Origin of the sequence: Bacteroides sp. D55t1_190419_B8, assembly GCF_015558905.1 — a bacterium.
Lineage (GTDB): Bacteria > Bacteroidota > Bacteroidia > Bacteroidales > Bacteroidaceae > Bacteroides > Bacteroides vicugnae.
In genome coordinates this window covers 125,889-145,321 of the sequence record NZ_JADMOU010000006.1, presented here as the reverse complement: position 1 = coordinate 145,321, position 19,433 = coordinate 125,889, and the positions used below count along the sequence as shown (strand labels likewise).

The following is a 19,433-nucleotide window of genomic DNA, read 5'->3' as shown; positions in this document are numbered from 1 at the left end:
CCTGTAAAGAGATATACTTCAAACGCAGATTAATGCAGATTAAAGCAGATGTTCAGTCTGCATTAATTTGTATTAATCTGCGTTTCTCTTTCTATATTAATGAACTGTTTTACGGAAAAACGATGATAAAATATTTAGTTGTCGGACTGGGAAACATTGGTCCCGAGTATCATGAAACCCGACATAATATCGGATTCATGACAGTAGAAGCATTGGCCAGAGTCAACAATGCTCCTCCTTTTATGGATGGGCGCTATGGATTCACCACCAGCTTTTCTATCAAAGGACGTCAGTTGATCCTGCTCAAGCCATCGACTTTTATGAACCTGAGTGGATTGGCCGTTCGCTATTGGATGCAGAAAGAAAATATTCCACTGGAAAATGTGCTGATCGTAGTAGATGATCTGGCTCTTCCTTTCGGAACGTTACGTCTAAAAGGAAAAGGAAGTGATGCAGGCCATAACGGATTGAAGCATATTGCCGCCACTCTGGGCACTCAAAACTATGCGCGTCTGCGTTTTGGAATCGGGAGTGATTTTCCACGTGGCGGACAAATCGATTACGTACTCGGTCACTTCACTGATGAAGACTGGAAGACAATGGATGAAAGACTGGAGATGGCAGGGGAAATTATCAAAAGTTTCTGTCTTGCCGGTATCGACATCACAATGAACCAGTTCAACAAGAAATGATGAACCTGTTCCATAAAAATAAAAATAGCAATGAACGGTTAGCGATCAATGATAACGTCCACTAACCGCCTAATTACTGATCACTAAATAACTAACTAAAATGGCTGAAGCAAGAATAGATAAATGGATGTGGGCTGTCCGCATCTTCAAGACACGGACGATTGCAGCAGAAGCCTGCAAAAAAGGACGTATTACCATCAACGGTTCGCTGGTCAAAGCCGCCCGTATGATAAAACCGGGTGATGTTATTCAAGTGAAGAAACCACCTATCACATACTCATTCAAGGTATTACAACCGATTGAGAAACGTGTAGGAGCCAAACTTGTATCGGAAATGATGGAAAATGTAACGACGCCCGATCAATATGAATTACTTGAAATGAGCAAAATCAGCGGGTTCGTAGACCGGGCACGTGGAACCGGACGCCCGACCAAAAAAGATCGCCGGGAACTGGAAGAATTTACAACTCCAGAGTTTATGGATGATTTTGACTTTGATTTCGATTTCGAAGAATAGTTCACCACAGAGGACACGGAGGACACAGAGGAATATCAAAGTATACCTACTGGTATCCTGTAATTGTAATTAAGAGTATAATTCGTAAAAGACTTTTTCCCTTTATTTCCTCCGTGTCCTCAGTGTCCTCTGTGGTGAATTGTAAAATACCATTTACAGATTTGCTTTAACAGCATCAATCAGTTCCTGATATTCTGCATCAGTCAGATAAACCTTTCCCGGGTTCATTTGGAATATACCTCCATAATCAGGTCCATCCACATATTTAGGTGCCAAATGAAAATGCAAATGAGACAATTTATCCGAGTAAGCACCATAATTAATCTTTTCCGGCTGGAAAGCTTTTTGCATGGCACGAGTGACACGCGCTACATCTGCCATAAAAGCATTACGGTCTTCATCACTCAATTCATTCAAATCGTTCACATGGTCTTTATAAGAAACAAGACAACGTCCACGGTAGGTTTGTTCCTTAAACAAAAACACACGTGACACACTCAATTCCGCAATCTCAATCATCAGATTATGCAGCGTTTCATTGTTCTGGCAATACAGACATTCTTTCGGATCACTCTTCATGATATTATTATTTTAAGTTTTTATCGTTGCAAAAATAGGTATTCCATTCTTATCCGGCTTGTACTTTTTCGTTTTTTTGATCGACTAATTGGTACACATCCTCTTTTTCGCCTACCACCCAGACAACATCACCTTCTTCGAGCGGAGCATTTACATCAGGAACCATCAGTGTACCGTCTTCACTTTCAACACCGGCTATCATACAATGATATTTGTCGCGAATACCCGATTCACGAATCGTTTTACCCAGAAAAACAGAATCACTGTCAATGATAAACTGCTTCAAAGCCATCTCGCTCTTTTCATAGACCTCCCAGTCTATCTTCGCTCCGTTTTGCATCGCCTCATTAAACACACTTAATTGTTCATCCGTACCTATCACCTGTATCTTATCCATCGGAAACAGGCGGACAGAACCACCGGGGATATTAATCCTCCTCTTTCCACGAAGAATAGAAGCAACATGAACTCCAAACTTCTTCCCCAGATTCAGCTCCATCAATGTCTTTCCCGCCCAACTGGATTCACCCGGAATTTCCATATCGGCAAGATGCAAATCATGCGACAACAAACGACCGGCATACTCCGGCTTTTTCTCTCCCAGATACTCTGCACGTACATCTCTGGAACGGAGATTCTGAAAGAAACGACGTTCAATCAATATCGATTGCTTTTTCAAACGGCGAGACCATACCATCAACAATACAACAAGTACAGCCACTCCAATAATCAATCCGATAGACGCCTTAAATAATCCGGAAATAACAAAGATGACGAAAAGTGCCGCTATCATAATACGAATCACGATTGTCGATACCAGCGGTGCACGGTTGGCACGGCTGTCATGCCATAAGGTCATAAACTCAACCGAATGATTTTTCTTCACCATAATGGCACGCAAGAAAGGAGCAATACACAGAATGATAAATACCGCTCCCAACAATGATGCCCAGAAATGAGGCAGATTCTCTTTAAAGAATGGCACGACAAAACGAAAAGAAAGTGCAATAATCGACATACTGACAATTGAATAAACAACTGTTATACGTACCATTGACAAGATGAGCTTCTTCCACAAATTCTCGTGATTCAGGGCTGTTTGCGAACCGGAAGAATAACGCATCATTATTTTTTTCCATGATTCCGGAAGATGAGCATCCACAAAAGTAGAAGCCGGCTCGGCAAAACGAATCATATAAGGAGTCAGGAAAGTAGTAATCACAGAAACCGCTACCACTATCGGATACAGAAAGTCACTCGTCACATGCAAAGAGACTCCCAAAGAAGCAATAATAAACGCAAATTCTCCGATCTGCGTTAAACTAAAGCCGCATTGCATAGCTGTCTTTAAAGGCTTTCCGGAGAGAATAACACCGAATGTTCCAAAAACAGCCTGCCCCAAGATAACAGCCAAAGTAATAACTATAATAGGTACGGCATATTCTACAATCATTGCAGGATCCACCATCATACCGACCGATACGAAAAAGATAGCTCCAAAAAGATCCTTTACCGGTTTCACCAGCCGGTCTATGGATTCCGCCTCGATTGTTTCCGCCAGAATAGATCCCATTATAAATGCACCAAATGCAGCAGAGAATCCTGTATGAGCCGCCATCACTACCATACCGAAACAAAGCGCCAACGACACAATAAGCAGAGTCTCCTCTCCCATCAATTTCCGGCAGCGTTTCAAGAATTCAGGAATCAGATAGATACCGACAACAAACCACAGAATAAGGAAAAACAATAATTTCCCGATACTCTCCAACATCTCGGTACCTTCAAAATGTTGGCTCACCGCCATGGTGGAAAGCATCACCATTAATACAATGGCCAAAATATCTTCCAAAATCAAGATACTCAACACTAGTCCGGTAAACTGCTTCTTCCTTAATCCTAAATCATCAAAAGCTTTATAAATAATAGTAGTAGACGACATCGCAATCATACCGCCCAAGAACAGACTGTCCATCCTGTGCCAGCCGAAACCCATGCCGACTCCTATTCCTAACAAAATCATACAAAAGATGATGGTACAGGCAGCAATGATGGCAGAACCACCCACCTTGACAATCTTCTTAAAACTAAATTCCAAACCAAGAGCAAACAGCAAGAAAATAACACCAATATCCGCCCAAGTCTTAATATTGGCAGTATCCATCACTGAAGGAGTATACGGCATATGCGGACTTGCCAGAAATCCGGCAACTACATATCCCAAGACCAGAGGTTGTTTCAACTTCTTAAACAACAAAGTCATAACACCGGCACAAATCAATATAAGTGCGAGGTCAGCTATAAGAGTAGGTAATTGAGACATTATTTTATCGTATTTGATGACAAAATTATATTATTTCTATGGGATAAACAACATATTTACGGATATGTTTTGTAATAACCATCATAAAATAAGTTAGCCCCGGATAGAGTCGTAACTTATCCGGGGCTATACACAATAACAAGCCTATTTTTTACTTTCTAAAAGGCGGTTTCACTACCACAGCTTTCAATTTCCGACCACGCATATCGATACAGATTTCCGTACCCACCTTACTATATTCCGGTTTCACATATCCCATACCGATACCAATCCTACGGGTAGGCGACATCGTACCGGAGGTCACTACTCCGACTTTCCCGCCTTCATCATTCACCAGTTCATAGCCATGACGGGGAATTCCTCGATCAATCATTTCAAAGCCAACCAGTTTACGGATAACACCTTCCGCTTTCTGTTTTTCCAGCATCGGACGATTGACAAAATCCTTGCCTTCCACAAACTTAGTGATCCATCCCAATCCGGCTTCTATCGGAGAAGTCGTATCATCCAGATCATTGCCATACAGACAGAAGCCCATTTCCAACCGGAGCGTATCACGGGCACCCAAACCGATAGGTTTAATGCCATACTCTTCACCAGCCTCAAAAATAGCCTTCCATATAGAATCAGCCGCAGACGGATAGAAATAAAGTTCGAAACCTCCCGCACCGGTATAACCCGTATTGGAGATAATCACATTCTCTTCACCTGCAAACGTTCCAACCTTAAATGTATAATAAGGAATAGAAGCAAGATCAATATCCGTCAACTTTTGCAGAACCGAAATAGCCTTCGGACCCTGTATAGCAAGTTGAGCTATATTGTCCGACGAATTTTCCAACTCGGCTCCCTCCGTATTATGAGAAACACACCAGTTCCAGTCTTTTTCCGTATTGGAAGCATTCACCACCAACATGTATTTTTCCGGTTCATACTGATAAACCAGCAAATCATCTACAATACCTCCGTCCTCATTAGGAAAACAAGTATATTGTATTTTACCCGGAGTCAGTGCCGCCACATTGTTAGATGTTATTTTCTGCAGAAAGGCCAACGCTTGCGGACCTTTCACCCAAAATTCTCCCATATGCGATACATCAAATACACCGGCACCCTGACAAACAGTTATGTGTTCATCAATGATACCGGAATATTCAATAGGCATATTATAACCTGCAAACTCGTGCATTTTAGCACCAAGTGCTATATGTTTCTCTGTAAACGGAGTGGTTTTCATTATTTTAAAGTATTAAGTTTTAAGTATTAAGTATCAGGTATTAAGTATTACCGGAGCTTACCGTCTTTTTATTTGGAAGCCACCAGTTCTGCTATTTTCACAATCACTTTCATTGCTTTCTCCATATTCTGGATAGGCACAAATTCGTAACGACCGTGGAAATTCAGCCCACCGGCAAAGATATTCGGACAAGGCAATCCCTTAAAGGAAAGCTGCGCACCATCCGTACCTCCACGAATCGGTTTTACATTCGGTTTCACACCCACAGCTTCCATCGCAGCAAAAGCGGTATCGATGATATGCATTACCGGTTCTATCTTCTCACGCATATTATAATACTGGTCGCGCAATTCGAGAGTTGCAGTACCCGCTCCATGTTCAGCATTCATTTGAGCAACCAGACGTTCCATCTCTTTTTTACGGTTCTCAAATTTCGCACGGTCATGATCGCGGATGATATAAGATACAGTGCTTTGCTCCACATCTCCCTGAATACCGATTAAATGATAAAATCCTTCGTAACCGGTCGTATGCTCCGGTCTTTCCTGAGAGGGTAGCAATGTGATAAATTGATTGGCAAGATAGATTGAGTTAATCATCTTATTCTTGGCATATCCCGGATGCACATTACGTCCTTTAAAGGTAATTTTAGCAGCGGCAGCATTGAAATTTTCAAATTCTAACTCCCCTACTTCACCTCCATCCATCGTATATCCCCATTCGCAACCGAATTTCTCTACATCAAATTTATGGGCACCTTCACCAATTTCTTCGTCCGGATTGAAGCCGATACGGATTTTTCCGTGCTTGATTTCCGGATGTTCCTTCAGATACACCATTGCAGATACAATTTCCGCAATCCCGGCTTTATCGTCAGCACCAAGCAACGTCTTTCCATTGGTCACAATCAAGTCTTCCCCCTTATGATCCAGTAATTCCGGGAATTGTGACGGAGAAAGAATCACCTTCTCTTCAGCACAAAGCACAATATCCGAACCGTCATACTTTTCCACAATGCGTGGAGTGACATCCTTACCCGTCATATCAGGACTTGTATCCATATGGGCAATAAACCCGATAGTGGGTACTTCTTTATCTATATTGGCAGGAAGTGTAGCAAAAAGATATCCATGCTCATCCAAAGTAATATCTTCCAATCCCAAAGATTCCAACTCTTTTTTCAAGTATTCAGCAAAAATCATCTGCTTCGGAGTACTTGGAGTAAGCCCTGTCGATTCATCAGATTGTGTATCGAAGCTTACATACTTTAAAAATCTGTCTACTAAAGTCATATTATTTTAATTACAAGTTACTAATTACAATTTACAAATTGATAGTTTATAGTGCCGTAAAGGTAAAAAAAGAGCCGTGAATTACAAAGCAATTCACGGCTCTTTTTTATTGTATACTTTTATCCGGATACTTAAATATCCTATCTGACTACTTTAAAAATGGCTGCTACCATCAAAGCAATGTGTACAAACCTTACATTTAGGTAATCCGATAGCCTCAATCAGCGTTTCCAGCGTATTAAACTTCAATGAACTGAGACCGAAACGCTCGGCAATAATGCTAACCATTTTTTCGTATTCCGGCGAACCGGTAGTAGCATATTTCTCCAGGTTCTTATTCTCGTCCCCTTCCAGTTCCTTGATAATGCGACGGGTAATCAACTCCAATGCATTTTTGGAAGCCGAAAAGCCAACAAACGGACAAGCGTAAATCAATGGCGGACAAGCGATACGCATGTGTACCTCCTTCGCTCCGTAATCATACAGAATCTTCACATTGTCACGCAATTGAGTTCCCCGTACGATTGAATCGTCACAAAACAACAAACGTTTATTTTGCAGCATGGCACGGTTTGGAATCAACTTCATCTTGGCTACAAGCGAACGCATCTCCTGATTGCTCGGAGTGAAGCTACGAGGCCATGTCGGTGTATATTTGGAAATAGCACGATGATAGGGAACCCCCTTTCCTTCGGCATATCCTAAAGCCATACCCACTCCCGAATCAGGAATACCGCAGGCACAATCCACTTCCGATTCATCTGTCTGTCCCATTTTCAATCCGCTGGTGAAACGCACTTCCTCTACATTCTTTCCTTCATAACAAGAAGTCGGGAACCCGTAGTACACCCACAAAAACGAACAAATCTGCATATCCTCGTTGGGCTTGCGAAGTTGGTCAACATGATCGTCATACATACGGACAATCTCACCGGGACCTAAATATTTCTCAATCTCATAATCCAGATTCGGAAAACTGGACGATTCGCTTGTTGCAGCATAAGCACCGTCTTTCCTTCCAATCACCACCGGAGTACGTCCCCACCAGTCACGTGCTGCGATGATACTTCCGTCTTCCGTCAGAAGCAACATCGAACAAGACCCCTTAATGTGCTTAAACACATTTTCGATACCTTCCACAAAAGTTCTACCTTGTATAATAAGCAATGCGATAAGTTCCGTCTGGTTGGTGTTGCTCGAACTAAGTTCGGCGAAGTGCATGTTTTGACTGAGAAGCTCTTCTTCCAATTCCTGGATATTGACTATTTTAGCGACTGTGACAATGGCGAAGCGCCCGAGGTGAGAATTGATGATGATAGGTTGTGCGTCTGTGTCGCTAATGATGCCGATTCCGGCGTTTCCTTTGAATTTGTCGAGTTCTCCTTCAAACTTGGTTCGGAAATAAGTACTTTCCAAATTGTGAATGGAGCGTATAAAACCTTTTTCCTCACTATATGTTGCGAGTCCTCCCCGCTTGGTACCCAGATGTGAGTTATAATCTGTGCCATAGAATAAATCAGTCACGCAACTAGTTTTCGAGACTGTTCCGAAAAAACCTCCCATGTTGTTCTCTTTATTGATGATGTTTTAAAAAAGATGGCGCAAAAGTACAAAAAAGAATCCATCCTATAAAAAAAGCGCTCCGCAAAGTTTTAGTTTTCTTTGCGAAGCACAACTAATATTTATTAAAAAGCGGGGAATCCGTAAACAATCTTTTTACCTGAATCTTATTTCCATTTCTTGATCGTTTTCAAGTCAGCGGGAGTTGCTTCAATCAGACTTACCGCAAATCCTCCGCTGCGTGCCAGCTTCACAGACATCTTATTCTTGTTTGTTACAAGTCCTTTTTTTATCTGGTAAGAAGTAGGATTCTTTTCAAAATCCGCCTCCTTTCCGTCAGCGTAGAGAGTAGCTACATATTGTTTTCCCGGTTCGAGAAAATCAAGTGTAAAAGCAGAAGTACGGGGATTCTCATCGGTGATACCACCTACAAACCAGTTATCAGTACCTTTTGCCTTACGTGCTACGGTAATATAATCTCCCGGTTCCGCTTCCAGATACTTGCTGTCATCCCAATCAACGGCTACATCCTTGATAAATTGAAATGCATCCATGTGACGTTCGTAACTTTCCGGAAGGTCGGCTGCCATTTGCAAAGGACTGTACATCGTTACATAAAGTGCCAATTGTTTTGCCAAAGTAGTACGTACAAAGCTATGGTCGCCCGACAGGAAAGAAAGTTTTGTATCAAAGATACCCGGTGTATAATCCATCGGTCCACCAATCTGACGAGTGAAAGGAAGCAAGGTAGTATGGAACGGCTTATTCCCTGCAAAGGCTTCATATTCCGTGCCACGAGCCGATTCATTACCGATCAGATTCGGATATGTGCGACATAATCCTGTCGGGCGGGTTGCTTCGTGAGCATTTACACAGATCTTATATTCGGCCGCTTTTTCCACCGCATATAAATAATGATTGTTCATCCACTGCCCGTAATGATGTTCTCCACGGGGAATAATATTACCTACATACCCGCTCTTCACAGCATTGTATCCGTTATCTATCATAAACTGATAGGCTTTATCAAGATGACGCTCGTAGTTACTTACAGAAGCGGAAGTCTCGTGATGCATCATCAGCTTCACTCCTTTTTCCTTCGCATACGCATTGAGCATCTTCACGTCAAAATCAGGATACGGAGTTACGAAATCAAAGACATAATCCTTCGAATTTCCGAACCAGTCTTCCCAACCTTCATTCCAGCCTTCCACTAAGATCTGGTCGAATCCATGTTTGGAAGCAAAGTCAATGTAACGCTTCACTTTGTCATTATTGGCCGCATGACGCCCGCTCGGTTTTGTTTTGGAATAATCCGTCTGTCCCAGTTTCACAGAATAAACATCATCCGTGTACGACCATGAACTTTTTCCGGTAATCATTTCCCACCACACACCGATGTATTTCACCGGCTTAATCCAAGAAACATCTTCGTAGGCACAAGGCTCATTCAAGTTCAAAGTCAATTTGGAAGCCAGAATATCACGAGCATCATCACTGACAATCACCGTGCGCCAAGGTGAACGGCAAGGCGTTTGCATATAACCTTTATCCCCTTTTGCATCAGGAGTCAACCATGATTCAAAAATCAGATTCTGATCGTCAAGGTTCAGATGCATACAAGAATAATCAACCAAAGCCGCTTCATGCAGATTGATATATAACCCATCGGCTGTCTTCATTTGCAAGGACGTTTGTACCCCCGTTGGAGAGAAAGATGTTTGAGAAGCATTGCCGGTAATTGCACCCTGCAGCAATCCGCGAATTTCAGAAAGCTTGGATTCGGTATAATCATATTCCTGCGTATCATAATCGCCAGGAATCCAGAATGCCGTATGATCGCCGGCCATAGCAAACTGCGAATGTTCTTCTTTTATAACGAAGTAATTCAGATTCTTTTGTTGCGGGAACTCATAGCGGAAGCCCAAGCCATCATTATAAAGACGAAAACAAATAATCAGATTACGATCTTGTGCCTTTTGATTCAGGGTAACAGCCATTTCATTATAATGGTTGCGGATTGATTTCACCTCTCCCCACACCGGTTCCCATGTTTCATCAAAAGCTGAAGTTTTACTATCGGCCAGAGTGAATCCGTTCATCAGTCCGGGATCATTTTTCAATTCCAGTCCCAGTTTCGAAGGTTTAATCACCTCTTTTCCTTTATAAGAGAGTTCATACACCGGTTCTCCTTGCGTGTTGACAGAGAAATTTAGTTTTAATTGTCCGTCAGGAGAAGTGATACTTTCGGCCTTTGCTGATGTGCCGAAGAAAAAAGAGAGCAACAGGCAGACCCATATTGCAGTTCCTATTTTCATGTTCTTCATGATATAAATGAGTTAGTTAATAATCGTATGGCAAAGATAGACAGGAATGACAAGCATTACTCCGGATTATAAATAAAATATAGTATTTCCGAATATCACAAAAGAGATAAGAAGCTATTAATAAGCACAATAGCAAAGTCATTCAACAGAAAAAATATAGTATCTACATGGAATAACAAAGCATATTATCATACTGAAATAGCCTAAAAATCCATGTCTAATAAAAAATAGAGGCTAAAAAGTTCAAAGAATACAGTGATATTAATATATAATTGATAAATTTGTAAGCAAAATATCTTACTTTAAAAAACACATAATCTAATATTATTATGATACAAGATCTTAGATACACGATATTGTTTCTCTTTATATTATCTACAACTTATACCTCCGCTCAATCCCTACGAAAATTAATGGAGATGCCTCCCCGTATTATTGAATCGAAATGGGAACAGACCCCAGAGGGAGGGACAGAATTAAACTATTACAACGAAGACCTGTGCAGCTATTATCTATTTCGCGAAAACGACCGTTCATACAATCTAAATCCAGGGAAAAACACGGTATTCAGAATAGAGAAAGGTTCCAATGCCAATAATCCCTTCAAGAATTCAAGCAGATATATGTTCTTTCGCGGACAATTCCCTAAAGATTTTAAAATCAGCACTCCTTACGCACTTCCCGTAAAAGCTGGTAAAGAAACAAAATGGCAAATCGCCTTGCAAGAATCTGCAAAAACGATGATATTCCAAATTCAAGAAGGTGACACCATTTATGCCACCCGCAGAGGAGTGGCATGTACAACAGTGTTACCACAACAATTATTAATATACCACCCCGATCACACTTTTGCCGCATACCTTATGATGAGCCAGAATTTCATCCAAGGGGGTGAGGAAATCATGACTGGGCAACCAATAGGAATAGCCGGAGTACTTGGAGTATCAATCTCCTACTTTTTTCTAGATAACAATAAATTCGATTCAAATGGTCCTCTAGGTTATCCGTACTCTCATTTTACTCCTGTATTCCGTACAGATAAAGGAGATATAAAACTAGATGAAAAAGTTGCCTATAAATCGGCTATAGATGACGAGCTGATCATGCTTGAAATGACGAAACGTGAAAAAAAGAAATTTCAGAAACAGAAATACTCAAAATAAAGAAAAGAATATGCGTGTATTTCATCTAATCCTCCTTTGGGTCTGTTTTTGCGATTTACTTCATGCACAGACCGTACAAATCATTTATGAAGGCGACCCGCTTACTGACAAAGAACGCCGGAAGATTGAACAGACTCTCCAATATGAAGTTGAATTCTACTCACAATTCGGACTTCCTGATACGCTTAACCTCAAGTTAACAGTGTTCAACAAAAGAGAAGACGCTCTAACTTATCTGGATAAATTCAACATTCATCCCCCCAAAGGCACAAACGGTTTATATATACCCAGATTACAGAAAGCTATTATATTAAGCAGAGAGAAAGAATATCAACAAGGCCTTGGCATCATCTATCACGAACTGAGCCATCACCTCACCTTGAAAATTACAGCAGGGCGTCCTCCCATTTGGTTTAACGAGGGACTTGCTGAATACTTTGAGCACTGTAAAGCCAATAAAAAAGGACTCCAACATACATTTACCGAATACGAAAAAGGAAGAATCCGCACTATATATATGTTAGGGGACATTGATTTACTCACCTTCATCAACAGTCGCCAGAAAGAATTTATGCAGCAACAAAGAACCGATGAGCAATATGCCTATATCCTTTCCCATGCACTTGTTACTTTTTGGATTGAGAAAATTCCCCGGCAGATATTCCATGATTTTGTGCACTCCCTCCAAAACAAAAACAATTCGTCCACAGTGTCCGAACAGATAGATCAGATTTATACCGGAGGCTTCAAACAATTTGAAAAAGATTTTGAAGCTTTCTGCAGATAGTTTTATCTTTTTTCTATCTTTGCATCGGCTATGGGATTAGCCTTTAACCGCCCTTTGGAGCTGATGATCCCTACAATTTGAATGTATAACTCTTAAATTGTCAGCTAATGCTCAAAACTTTATTATTTATCGGCATGGGAAGTTTCACTGGAGGCATACTACGTTACCTCATCTCACGCTATGCACAGAATTATCTGATCACTTCCTTTCCTTTAGGAACCTTTCTGGTCAACGTACTCGGTTGTTTTGCCATCGGTCTGTTTTATGGACTCTTCGAACGAGGGAATCTGATGAACTCCAATCTAAGAATGTTTCTTACTGTAGGGTTCTGCGGAGGATTCACCACCTTTTCAACGTTCATGAATGAGAACTTTCAACTAATTAAAAATGATAATTTCTTCTATCTCTCGCTTTATGTTACTCTTAGCTTGTTTTTAGGATTTGTTATGTTATACCTTGGGCATGCACTTACAAAATTATTCTGAAATGGAAATGATAAAAACATAACATACTGACATATTTATGATTAAAAGAAACCCAACCAAACCCGTCCGCGTTGTTCCTCCCATGATGGAAGAGCAGGAAGTCAGTACTACTACCCTACAGGAATGGCTCGACAGAGAAGAAACCGTCTCTCATCTTTTATTCTGCAAAGGAAAAGAAGAAGGCATCGACAAATCTTATAAAAGTTTCAAAAACTGCACCTTTCAGCATCAGACATTCAGCGAATGTAAATTCCGTTCTTCCCAGCTGACCGATGTCAGGTTTGAGAACTGCGACTTATCCAATATTTCTTTCGCTGAAAGTTCTCTTTACCGGGTAGAATTCATTTCCTGCAAACTATTGGGTACCAATTTATCGGAAACAACGATGAATCACGTCTTGCTGCATGACTGCAACGCAGGTTATATCAATCTGGCTATGAGTAAAATGAACCAGGTACGTTTTGCACACAGCCAGCTCCGCAACGGAAGTCTGAACGACTGCCGTTTTTCATCCGTCGCATTTGAGAGTTGTGATCTCGTGGAAGCCGATTTTTCACATGCTCCGCTTCGTGGAATAGATTTGCGCACTTCCCGTATCAGCGGAATCACGCTTAACATCAGTGATCTGAAAGGGGCTGTCATCACTTCCCTGCAAGCAATGGATTTGCTTCCATTGTTAGGGGTTATTATCGAAGATTAAAATCCTGCAAATTCACCCCTTCGCACTCAAACAAAAAGCATCGTCCCGTTGTTATAATATAAGGTCGGACTAACGACATATAGGGAATAGGCACAAAAAGAATACCTATTTATAGTGATTTCTCACTCCCCGTCAAGTCCGTACTTTTGCAGAAATCTTATTCAAAAACAATAGAAACGATGAAAATTGAAAAAATTGTAGCTCGAGAAATTCTCGATTCAAGAGGTAACCCCACAGTAGAAGTTGACGTAGTATTGGAATCCGGCATTATGGGACGTGCCTCTGTGCCGTCGGGTGCTTCCACAGGTGAACACGAAGCATTGGAGCTTCGCGATGGTGACAAACAGCGCTATGGTGGAAAAGGAGTACAAAAAGCGGTTGATAATGTAAATAAAATCATCGCTCCGAAGCTGATTGGTATGTCTTCACTCAATCAGAGAGGTATCGACTACGCAATGCTGGCATTGGACGGCACTAAGACTAAATCTAATTTAGGTGCTAACGCTATTCTTGGTGTATCTCTTGCCGTAGCCAAAGCTGCTGCCAACTATCTGGACCTTCCTCTATATCGCTATATCGGTGGAACAAATACGTATGTAATGCCTGTACCGATGATGAACATCATCAACGGTGGTTCACATAGTGATGCTCCTATCGCATTTCAGGAATTTATGATCCGCCCCGTAGGTGCTCCTTCTTTCAGAGAAGGTTTGCGTATGGGCGCCGAAGTATTCCATGCCTTGAAGAAGGTTTTGAAAGACCGTGGCCTTAGCACTGCCGTAGGTGACGAAGGTGGTTTCGCTCCTAACCTGGAAGGTACGGAAGATGCTTTGAACTCTATTATGGCCGCTATCAAAGCAGCAGGATACGAACCGGGCAAGGACGTAATGATCGGCATGGACTGTGCTGCTTCCGAATTCTACCACGATGGTATTTACGATTATACCAAGTTTGAAGGTGAAAAAGGTAAGAAACGCACTTCCGCAGAACAAGTTGACTACCTGGAAGAACTAATCAACAAATTCCCTATCGACTCTATCGAAGACGGTATGAACGAAAACGACTGGGAAGGCTGGAAAAAGCTGACTGAACGCATCGGCAACCGTTGCCAGCTGGTAGGTGACGACCTGTTCGTAACCAACGTAGATTTCCTTGCAATGGGTATCGAAAAAGGCTGTGCCAACTCTATCCTGATTAAAGTAAACCAAATCGGTTCGCTGACAGAAACACTGAACGCTATCGAAATGGCTCACCGTCATGGATACACTACTGTTACTTCTCACCGTTCGGGTGAAACGGAAGATGCTACTATTGCAGACATCGCAGTAGCTACCAACAGCGGACAGATCAAAACCGGTTCTTTGAGCCGTTCCGACCGTATGGCGAAATACAACCAGTTACTCCGTATCGAAGAAGAACTGGGAGATTTGGCTGTATATGGTTACAAGAGAATTAAATAATTCAATATTCTCTTACTTGAATAATTCATCCCCGGACAATTTGATTATCCGGGGATTTTTACATATTAACCATTCACTAAATCTTTTTGCATCGTAAGAAAACTAGCTTCACTAAGCATCAATAAATATCTCCAATATTTTGCGGATTGAATTAATAAGGCTACATTTGCAACGTCTAACATATTAACAGACGGTGGGGAAACCTGCCTACTATCGCAGCGAGCATTTTTATGTTCGTATGTGAACTCTTATATGGGCGGTTTCGTACCCCCATAGAGAGTGTTAATGCACCTCTAAACCTGCCGTCGGTATGTTAGACAATGGGACAGGCGAAACCGCTTTTTTATTAGCACTTCTTCCTCTCCCATCAATCTAATTATTCATCTTTTAAATTCTAATGATTATGGAAAACAGTCAATTAAAAGACTTACAGGAAGAGGTTTCAGAAGCTACGAAACAGTATATCCTGACTACATTCAATTCTGAAAATGGAATGAAAACGTATTATTTGCAGATGTCAAACATAATACGCTCTGCGCACATTAATCCTCCCATTGACACCGAATACAACAGTTTAAAAAAGCTAAGCAAAAAGCTCAAGCAATATTGTACTTTCATTCAAACACTTGGCGAACATGAATGGGATAAGGGAATAGCTGATATTCAGAAAGCATTAGGCATTTATCTAATGCAAAATAACATCGAAAGTAAAGAACGCAAACAAACGAATCAGGAAATTGCCTCTCAACTGCAATTCATCGTTTTTCTCTCCGGGAATATAAATATCATCAAGCAACTTCATGGAATATTGCAACGCCATTTATCCAATGTGATGCTTTTACTCAGGTCCTATCCGGAGCATAATATACAAGAATGAATAACAATGATGAATCAAAAAGAAACTATAAATATTTGCTTTTCTTAAAAATGGAATATTACAACAATTAGGGAACTGCGTATTTCGATAATATGCAAATATAAAAAAAAAGCATCCAGACTAATACCTGAATGCTTTTTTCTTGGATTTGTTATATATCCTTTTTTTGAGCCTCTTGTCGGATTCGAACCAACGACCCCGAGATTACAAATCACGTGCTCTGGCCAACTGAGCTAAAGAGGCGGGTGGGTAAGCTATCTATATCGCGCCGCTACAACCAACTACCTTTGCTGCGATCAAGCCCTGGAGGATTCGAAGGGAGCTGGCCGTATAGGACTTACCCGTTTTGCGGTTGCAAAGGTAGACATTTTTATGTATTCTGCAATAGCTGCAGACAACTTTTTTACTAATAAAAGACTAACAGGCTACATTTCAGGCAATTAAAATTGCAAAAAAATATTCAGACAGCAACTTCCTCTGCTTTATTAACTTTAACAACCAGATTTCCCCTACCAACCGATATTATTTGTACCTTTGTGCGCAATTTATAAATGAAGATGACAGAGAACAGAAGCTATTTACAAAAATATGCCATGCATTTTGGCACGTATATGGGAATCTACTGGATATTGAAGTTCATATTATTTCCGTTGGGATTCCACATACCTTTCCTTTCGCTTTTATTTGTAATCCTGACATTGTCCGTACCTTTCATCGGATATCACTATGCGAAAATGTACCGGGATAAGATTTGCGGGGGAAGTATCCAATTTTCGCATGCCATGCTCTTTACCATATTTATGTATATGTTTGCTTCTCTGCTGGTAGCTGTGGCCCACTACGCCTATTTCCAATTCATCGATCATGGATTTATCATCAACTCTTACATCCAGTTGTGGGACGAACTGATGACCAACACCCCGGCTCTGATAGAAAACAAAGAAGTTATAAAAGAAACGATAGATACCGCCCGTTCACTTACTTCCATCAATATCACCATGCAACTATTGTCATGGGATGTATTTTGGGGAAGCATCCTGGCCATTCCCACCGCATTGATGGTAATGAAAAAGGCCAAACCGGAAAATGACGGAGTGTCTCAATCGTAATTTGTAATTCGTAAGTAATTAGTAATTAAAAAATGGATATATCAGTTGTAATCCCATTATTCAATGAAGAAGAGTCACTACCCGAACTCTATGCTTGGATAGAACGGGTAATGCAAGCCAACGGATTCTCATTCGAAGTGATTTTCGTAAACGATGGAAGTACCGACCATTCATGGGAAGTGATCGAAAAGCTTAAAGCTCAATCGGAACATGTAAAAGGTATCAAATTCCGCCGTAACTACGGTAAATCACCTGCACTCTACTGTGGATTCGCTGAAGCGGAAGGAAATGTAGTCATAACGATGGATGCCGACCTGCAAGATAGCCCGGATGAAATCCCCGAACTTTACCGGATGATTACAAAGGATGGCTATGACCTGGTATCCGGCTGGAAGCAAAAGAGATATGATCCTATTTCAAAGACACTGCCCACCAAGTTGTTTAATGCTACCGCCCGCAAAGTATCAGGCATCAAAAACCTGCACGACTTCAACTGTGGTCTGAAAGCATATCGAAAAGACGTTGTAAAACATATCGAAGTCTATGGCGAGATGCACCGTTACATCCCCTATCTGGCAAAGAATGCCGGATTCAAGAAAATCGGTGAAAAGGCAGTACACCATCAGGCACGCAAATATGGAACAACTAAATTCGGACTAAACCGCTTTGTAAACGGATATCTGGATTTGATTTCCTTGTGGTTCCTTTCCAAATTCGGAGTTAAACCGATGCATTTCTTCGGACTGCTGGGATCATTGATGTTCCTGATCGGTATGATTTCTGTCATCATTGTAGGCGCCAGTAAATTATACGCCATGTCCAACGGTCTCCCTTACCGACTGGTGACCGACTCTCCCTATTTCTATTTGTCACTTACGGCAATGATTATAGGTACACAATTATTCTTAGCCGGATTCCTTGGCGAACTCATCTCGCGCAATGCACCGGAACGGAATAACTATCAGATAGAAAAGAAAATTTGATTCACATTCAATAAACTGACTATGAAGAATTTAATTCGCATCTTTCTCATATTGACTATCATTGGCGGTGCAGTCAGCTTACATAGTGCCTGCTCGGATGAGAACGATTGCTCATTGGCAGGACGTCCGATGATGTACTGCACAATATATACCATTGATCCGGATAATCCTACTGTTGCATTAAAAGACACGCTTGATTCATTAACAATCACAGCATTGGGCACTGACTCTATCATCCTGAACAATGAAAAGAATGTGCATACCCTGATGCTGCCACTACGATACACAAGTGACACTACTGTGTTCATATTCAGATACGATCCCAAACGTAGAGAAAAAGATGTTGACACATTATACATTGTACAACAGAATACCCCTTATTTCCAGTCCATGGAATGTGGTTATATGATGAAACAAAATATACTCAGCGCCAAATTTGGAAAACCGGGAAGACCGGGCAACCCTCCCCCCTCTGGCAACGGGCAGCCGGACCAGATAGATTCTCTTCATATAAAAAATAAAGAAGCCAATACAAATGAAATCGAGAACTTGCAGATATTCTATAATTATCGGCCAGAACGCACACCTGATGAAACGACTAATTAGTCTGCTTCTACTCTTTTGCATTGGGCTTCCGTTGCTGGCACAACAGCAACGTCCGGTGCAAACGCCTAAAAGAGACCAGAAGAAAAAAGAGGTTGCCGAGATAGATACCATTCCGCTTTACAATGGTACGTATGTCGGTGTGGATTTATATGGTATTGGAAGCAAGCTGCTGGGAGGTGACTTTATGAGTTCCGAAGTCAGTGTAGCCGTTAACCTCAAGAACAAATTCATCCCTACCATTGAGTTTGGTATGGGAGGAACAGATACCTGGAGCGAAACAGGCATACACTACAAAAGCAAAATGGCTCCATTCTTCCGAATCGGCGTGGATTACAACACCATGGCAAAGAAAAAAGAGAAGAACAGCTACTTGTATGCAGGACTTCGCTATGCATTCAGTTCATTTAAATATGATGTTTCCACGATGCCGGCAGACGATCCTATCTGGGGAGATGCGATAAGCAACCCGAGTTTGGAAGACGGTTATTGGGGAGGAAGTGTGCCATTCAGCCATCTGGGCATGAAAGGATCGGTGCAATGGCTGGAAATCGTTTTAGGCGTCAAAGTACGTATTTACAAAAACTTCAACATGGGGTGGTCAGTACGTATGAAATACAAAACCAAAGCATCTACCGGAGAATATGGAGACCCATGGTACGTGCCCGGTTACGGAAAATTTAAATCGAGTAACATGGGAATCACTTATTCCCTTATTTATAAATTGCCTCTTTAGAAT

At 41.3% G+C, this 19,433-nt stretch carries 18 protein-coding genes, 1 tRNA gene and 1 riboswitch; of the genes, 12 read left to right on the top strand and 7 right to left on the bottom strand.

Annotated features, from left to right (window positions below):
• Positions 1 to 125 precede the first annotated feature (125 nt).
• Entirely contained in the window at positions 126 to 692 is a 567-nt protein-coding gene (gene pth, locus I2I13_RS07795) for an aminoacyl-tRNA hydrolase (RefSeq protein ID WP_148364583.1), read from the top strand.
• A 100-nt stretch (positions 693 to 792) separates the two neighbouring features.
• The gene (locus I2I13_RS07790) at positions 793 to 1,209 is read left to right on the top strand and encodes an RNA-binding S4 domain-containing protein (RefSeq protein WP_004302058.1); all 417 of its coding nucleotides are present in this window, start codon (positions 793 to 795) and stop codon (positions 1,207 to 1,209) included.
• 153 nt (positions 1,210 to 1,362) lie between these two features.
• Here I2I13_RS07790 and I2I13_RS07785 read toward each other — a convergent pair whose 3' ends face one another.
• The 6 genes from I2I13_RS07785 to I2I13_RS07760 form a co-directional block, all read right to left on the bottom strand.
• On the bottom strand, positions 1,363 to 1,788 hold the full coding sequence (locus I2I13_RS07785) for an HIT family protein (RefSeq protein ID WP_074635632.1): 426 nt from the start codon (positions 1,786 to 1,788) through the stop codon (positions 1,363 to 1,365).
• A gap of 49 nt (positions 1,789 to 1,837) precedes the next feature.
• Positions 1,838 to 4,111 (bottom strand): cation:proton antiporter, encoded by a 2,274-nt coding sequence (locus I2I13_RS07780; protein WP_008644441.1) that lies wholly within the window; start codon positions 4,109 to 4,111, stop codon positions 1,838 to 1,840.
• A gap of 151 nt (positions 4,112 to 4,262) precedes the next feature.
• A complete protein-coding gene (gene gcvT, locus I2I13_RS07775; protein ID WP_195649231.1) occupies positions 4,263 to 5,348 on the bottom strand; it encodes a glycine cleavage system aminomethyltransferase GcvT in 1,086 nt (361 codons plus the stop codon).
• 68 nt (positions 5,349 to 5,416) lie between these two features.
• On the bottom strand, positions 5,417 to 6,640 hold the full coding sequence (gene pepT / locus I2I13_RS07770) for a peptidase T (RefSeq protein ID WP_195649230.1): 1,224 nt from the start codon (positions 6,638 to 6,640) through the stop codon (positions 5,417 to 5,419).
• A gap of 153 nt (positions 6,641 to 6,793) precedes the next feature.
• Positions 6,794 to 8,203, bottom strand: a complete 1,410-nt coding sequence (locus I2I13_RS07765; RefSeq protein WP_148364531.1) for an amidophosphoribosyltransferase — start codon at positions 8,201 to 8,203, stop codon at positions 6,794 to 6,796.
• Positions 8,204 to 8,367: 164 nt separating this feature from the next.
• Positions 8,368 to 10,527 (bottom strand): glycoside hydrolase family 97 protein, encoded by a 2,160-nt coding sequence (locus I2I13_RS07760; protein ID WP_195649229.1) that lies wholly within the window; start codon positions 10,525 to 10,527, stop codon positions 8,368 to 8,370.
• 329 nt (positions 10,528 to 10,856) lie between these two features.
• Here I2I13_RS07760 and I2I13_RS07755 point away from each other — a divergent pair, with 329 nt between their 5' ends.
• From I2I13_RS07755 to I2I13_RS07730, 6 genes are all read left to right on the top strand, one after another.
• The gene (locus I2I13_RS07755; RefSeq protein WP_148364529.1) at positions 10,857 to 11,690 is read left to right on the top strand and encodes a M23 family peptidase; all 834 of its coding nucleotides are present in this window, start codon (positions 10,857 to 10,859) and stop codon (positions 11,688 to 11,690) included.
• 10 nt (positions 11,691 to 11,700) lie between these two features.
• On the top strand, positions 11,701 to 12,477 hold the full coding sequence (locus tag I2I13_RS07750) for a hypothetical protein (protein WP_195649228.1): 777 nt from the start codon (positions 11,701 to 11,703) through the stop codon (positions 12,475 to 12,477).
• A gap of 17 nt (positions 12,478 to 12,494) precedes the next feature.
• Positions 12,495 to 12,557, top strand: a riboswitch (Fluoride riboswitch).
• A gap of 27 nt (positions 12,558 to 12,584) precedes the next feature.
• Entirely contained in the window at positions 12,585 to 12,962 is a 378-nt protein-coding gene (gene crcB / locus I2I13_RS07745) for a fluoride efflux transporter CrcB (protein ID WP_074557087.1), read from the top strand.
• 37 nt (positions 12,963 to 12,999) lie between these two features.
• Positions 13,000 to 13,662 (top strand): pentapeptide repeat-containing protein, encoded by a 663-nt coding sequence (locus I2I13_RS07740; RefSeq protein ID WP_009000687.1) that lies wholly within the window; start codon positions 13,000 to 13,002, stop codon positions 13,660 to 13,662.
• Positions 13,663 to 13,841: 179 nt separating this feature from the next.
• Positions 13,842 to 15,122, top strand: coding sequence for a phosphopyruvate hydratase (gene eno, locus I2I13_RS07735; RefSeq protein ID WP_148364527.1), 1,281 nt, complete (start codon positions 13,842 to 13,844; stop codon positions 15,120 to 15,122).
• A gap of 403 nt (positions 15,123 to 15,525) precedes the next feature.
• Positions 15,526 to 15,999 (top strand): hypothetical protein, encoded by a 474-nt coding sequence (locus I2I13_RS07730; protein ID WP_004309775.1) that lies wholly within the window; start codon positions 15,526 to 15,528, stop codon positions 15,997 to 15,999.
• Positions 16,000 to 16,168: 169 nt separating this feature from the next.
• Here I2I13_RS07730 and I2I13_RS07725 read toward each other — a convergent pair.
• Positions 16,169 to 16,242: transfer RNA gene (locus I2I13_RS07725), tRNA-Thr, on the bottom strand.
• 308 nt (positions 16,243 to 16,550) lie between these two features.
• Here I2I13_RS07725 and I2I13_RS07720 point away from each other — a divergent pair.
• Genes I2I13_RS07720 through I2I13_RS07705 form a run of 4 tightly spaced genes read left to right on the top strand, consistent with a single transcriptional unit; the run spans position 16,551 to position 19,430 of the window.
• The gene (locus I2I13_RS07720) at positions 16,551 to 17,108 is read left to right on the top strand and encodes a DUF4199 domain-containing protein (protein ID WP_015532571.1); all 558 of its coding nucleotides are present in this window, start codon (positions 16,551 to 16,553) and stop codon (positions 17,106 to 17,108) included.
• A 32-nt stretch (positions 17,109 to 17,140) separates the two neighbouring features.
• Positions 17,141 to 18,091, top strand: a complete 951-nt coding sequence (locus tag I2I13_RS07715; RefSeq protein ID WP_148364525.1) for a glycosyltransferase family 2 protein — start codon at positions 17,141 to 17,143, stop codon at positions 18,089 to 18,091.
• Between the two features lie 21 nt (positions 18,092 to 18,112).
• Positions 18,113 to 18,697, top strand: a complete 585-nt coding sequence (locus I2I13_RS07710) for a DUF6452 family protein (protein ID WP_195649227.1) — start codon at positions 18,113 to 18,115, stop codon at positions 18,695 to 18,697.
• The gene (locus tag I2I13_RS07705; protein WP_195649226.1) at positions 18,681 to 19,430 is read left to right on the top strand and encodes a DUF6048 family protein; all 750 of its coding nucleotides are present in this window, start codon (positions 18,681 to 18,683) and stop codon (positions 19,428 to 19,430) included. Before I2I13_RS07710 ends, I2I13_RS07705 begins: the two co-directional genes overlap by 17 nt.
• Positions 19,431 to 19,433: the final 3 nt, after the last annotated feature.

What these genes read in the sequence shown, in the direction of transcription:
- eno (WP_148364527.1), top strand. Translation starts at nt 13,842, where the DNA reads ATGAAAATTGAAAAAATTGTAGCTCGAGAAATTCTCGATTCAAGAGGT.
- pepT (WP_195649230.1), bottom strand. Translation starts at nt 6,640, where the DNA reads ATGACTTTAGTAGACAGATTTTTAAAGTATGTAAGCTTCGATACACAA.
- I2I13_RS07740 (WP_009000687.1), top strand. Translation starts at nt 13,000, where the DNA reads ATGATTAAAAGAAACCCAACCAAACCCGTCCGCGTTGTTCCTCCCATG.
- I2I13_RS07730 (WP_004309775.1), top strand. Translation starts at nt 15,526, where the DNA reads ATGGAAAACAGTCAATTAAAAGACTTACAGGAAGAGGTTTCAGAAGCT.
- I2I13_RS07710 (WP_195649227.1), top strand. Translation starts at nt 18,113, where the DNA reads ATGAAGAATTTAATTCGCATCTTTCTCATATTGACTATCATTGGCGGT.
- I2I13_RS07750 (WP_195649228.1), top strand. Translation starts at nt 11,701, where the DNA reads ATGCGTGTATTTCATCTAATCCTCCTTTGGGTCTGTTTTTGCGATTTA.
- I2I13_RS07765 (WP_148364531.1), bottom strand. Translation starts at nt 8,203, where the DNA reads ATGGGAGGTTTTTTCGGAACAGTCTCGAAAACTAGTTGCGTGACTGAT.
- gcvT (WP_195649231.1), bottom strand. Translation starts at nt 5,348, where the DNA reads ATGAAAACCACTCCGTTTACAGAGAAACATATAGCACTTGGTGCTAAA.
- I2I13_RS07785 (WP_074635632.1), bottom strand. Translation starts at nt 1,788, where the DNA reads ATGAAGAGTGATCCGAAAGAATGTCTGTATTGCCAGAACAATGAAACG.
- I2I13_RS07780 (WP_008644441.1), bottom strand. Translation starts at nt 4,111, where the DNA reads ATGTCTCAATTACCTACTCTTATAGCTGACCTCGCACTTATATTGATT.
- I2I13_RS07705 (WP_195649226.1), top strand. Translation starts at nt 18,681, where the DNA reads ATGAAACGACTAATTAGTCTGCTTCTACTCTTTTGCATTGGGCTTCCG.
- crcB (WP_074557087.1), top strand. Translation starts at nt 12,585, where the DNA reads ATGCTCAAAACTTTATTATTTATCGGCATGGGAAGTTTCACTGGAGGC.
- I2I13_RS07755 (WP_148364529.1), top strand. Translation starts at nt 10,857, where the DNA reads ATGATACAAGATCTTAGATACACGATATTGTTTCTCTTTATATTATCT.
- I2I13_RS07715 (WP_148364525.1), top strand. Translation starts at nt 17,141, where the DNA reads ATGGATATATCAGTTGTAATCCCATTATTCAATGAAGAAGAGTCACTA.
- I2I13_RS07790 (WP_004302058.1), top strand. Translation starts at nt 793, where the DNA reads ATGGCTGAAGCAAGAATAGATAAATGGATGTGGGCTGTCCGCATCTTC.
- I2I13_RS07720 (WP_015532571.1), top strand. Translation starts at nt 16,551, where the DNA reads ATGAAGATGACAGAGAACAGAAGCTATTTACAAAAATATGCCATGCAT.
- I2I13_RS07760 (WP_195649229.1), bottom strand. Translation starts at nt 10,527, where the DNA reads ATGAAGAACATGAAAATAGGAACTGCAATATGGGTCTGCCTGTTGCTC.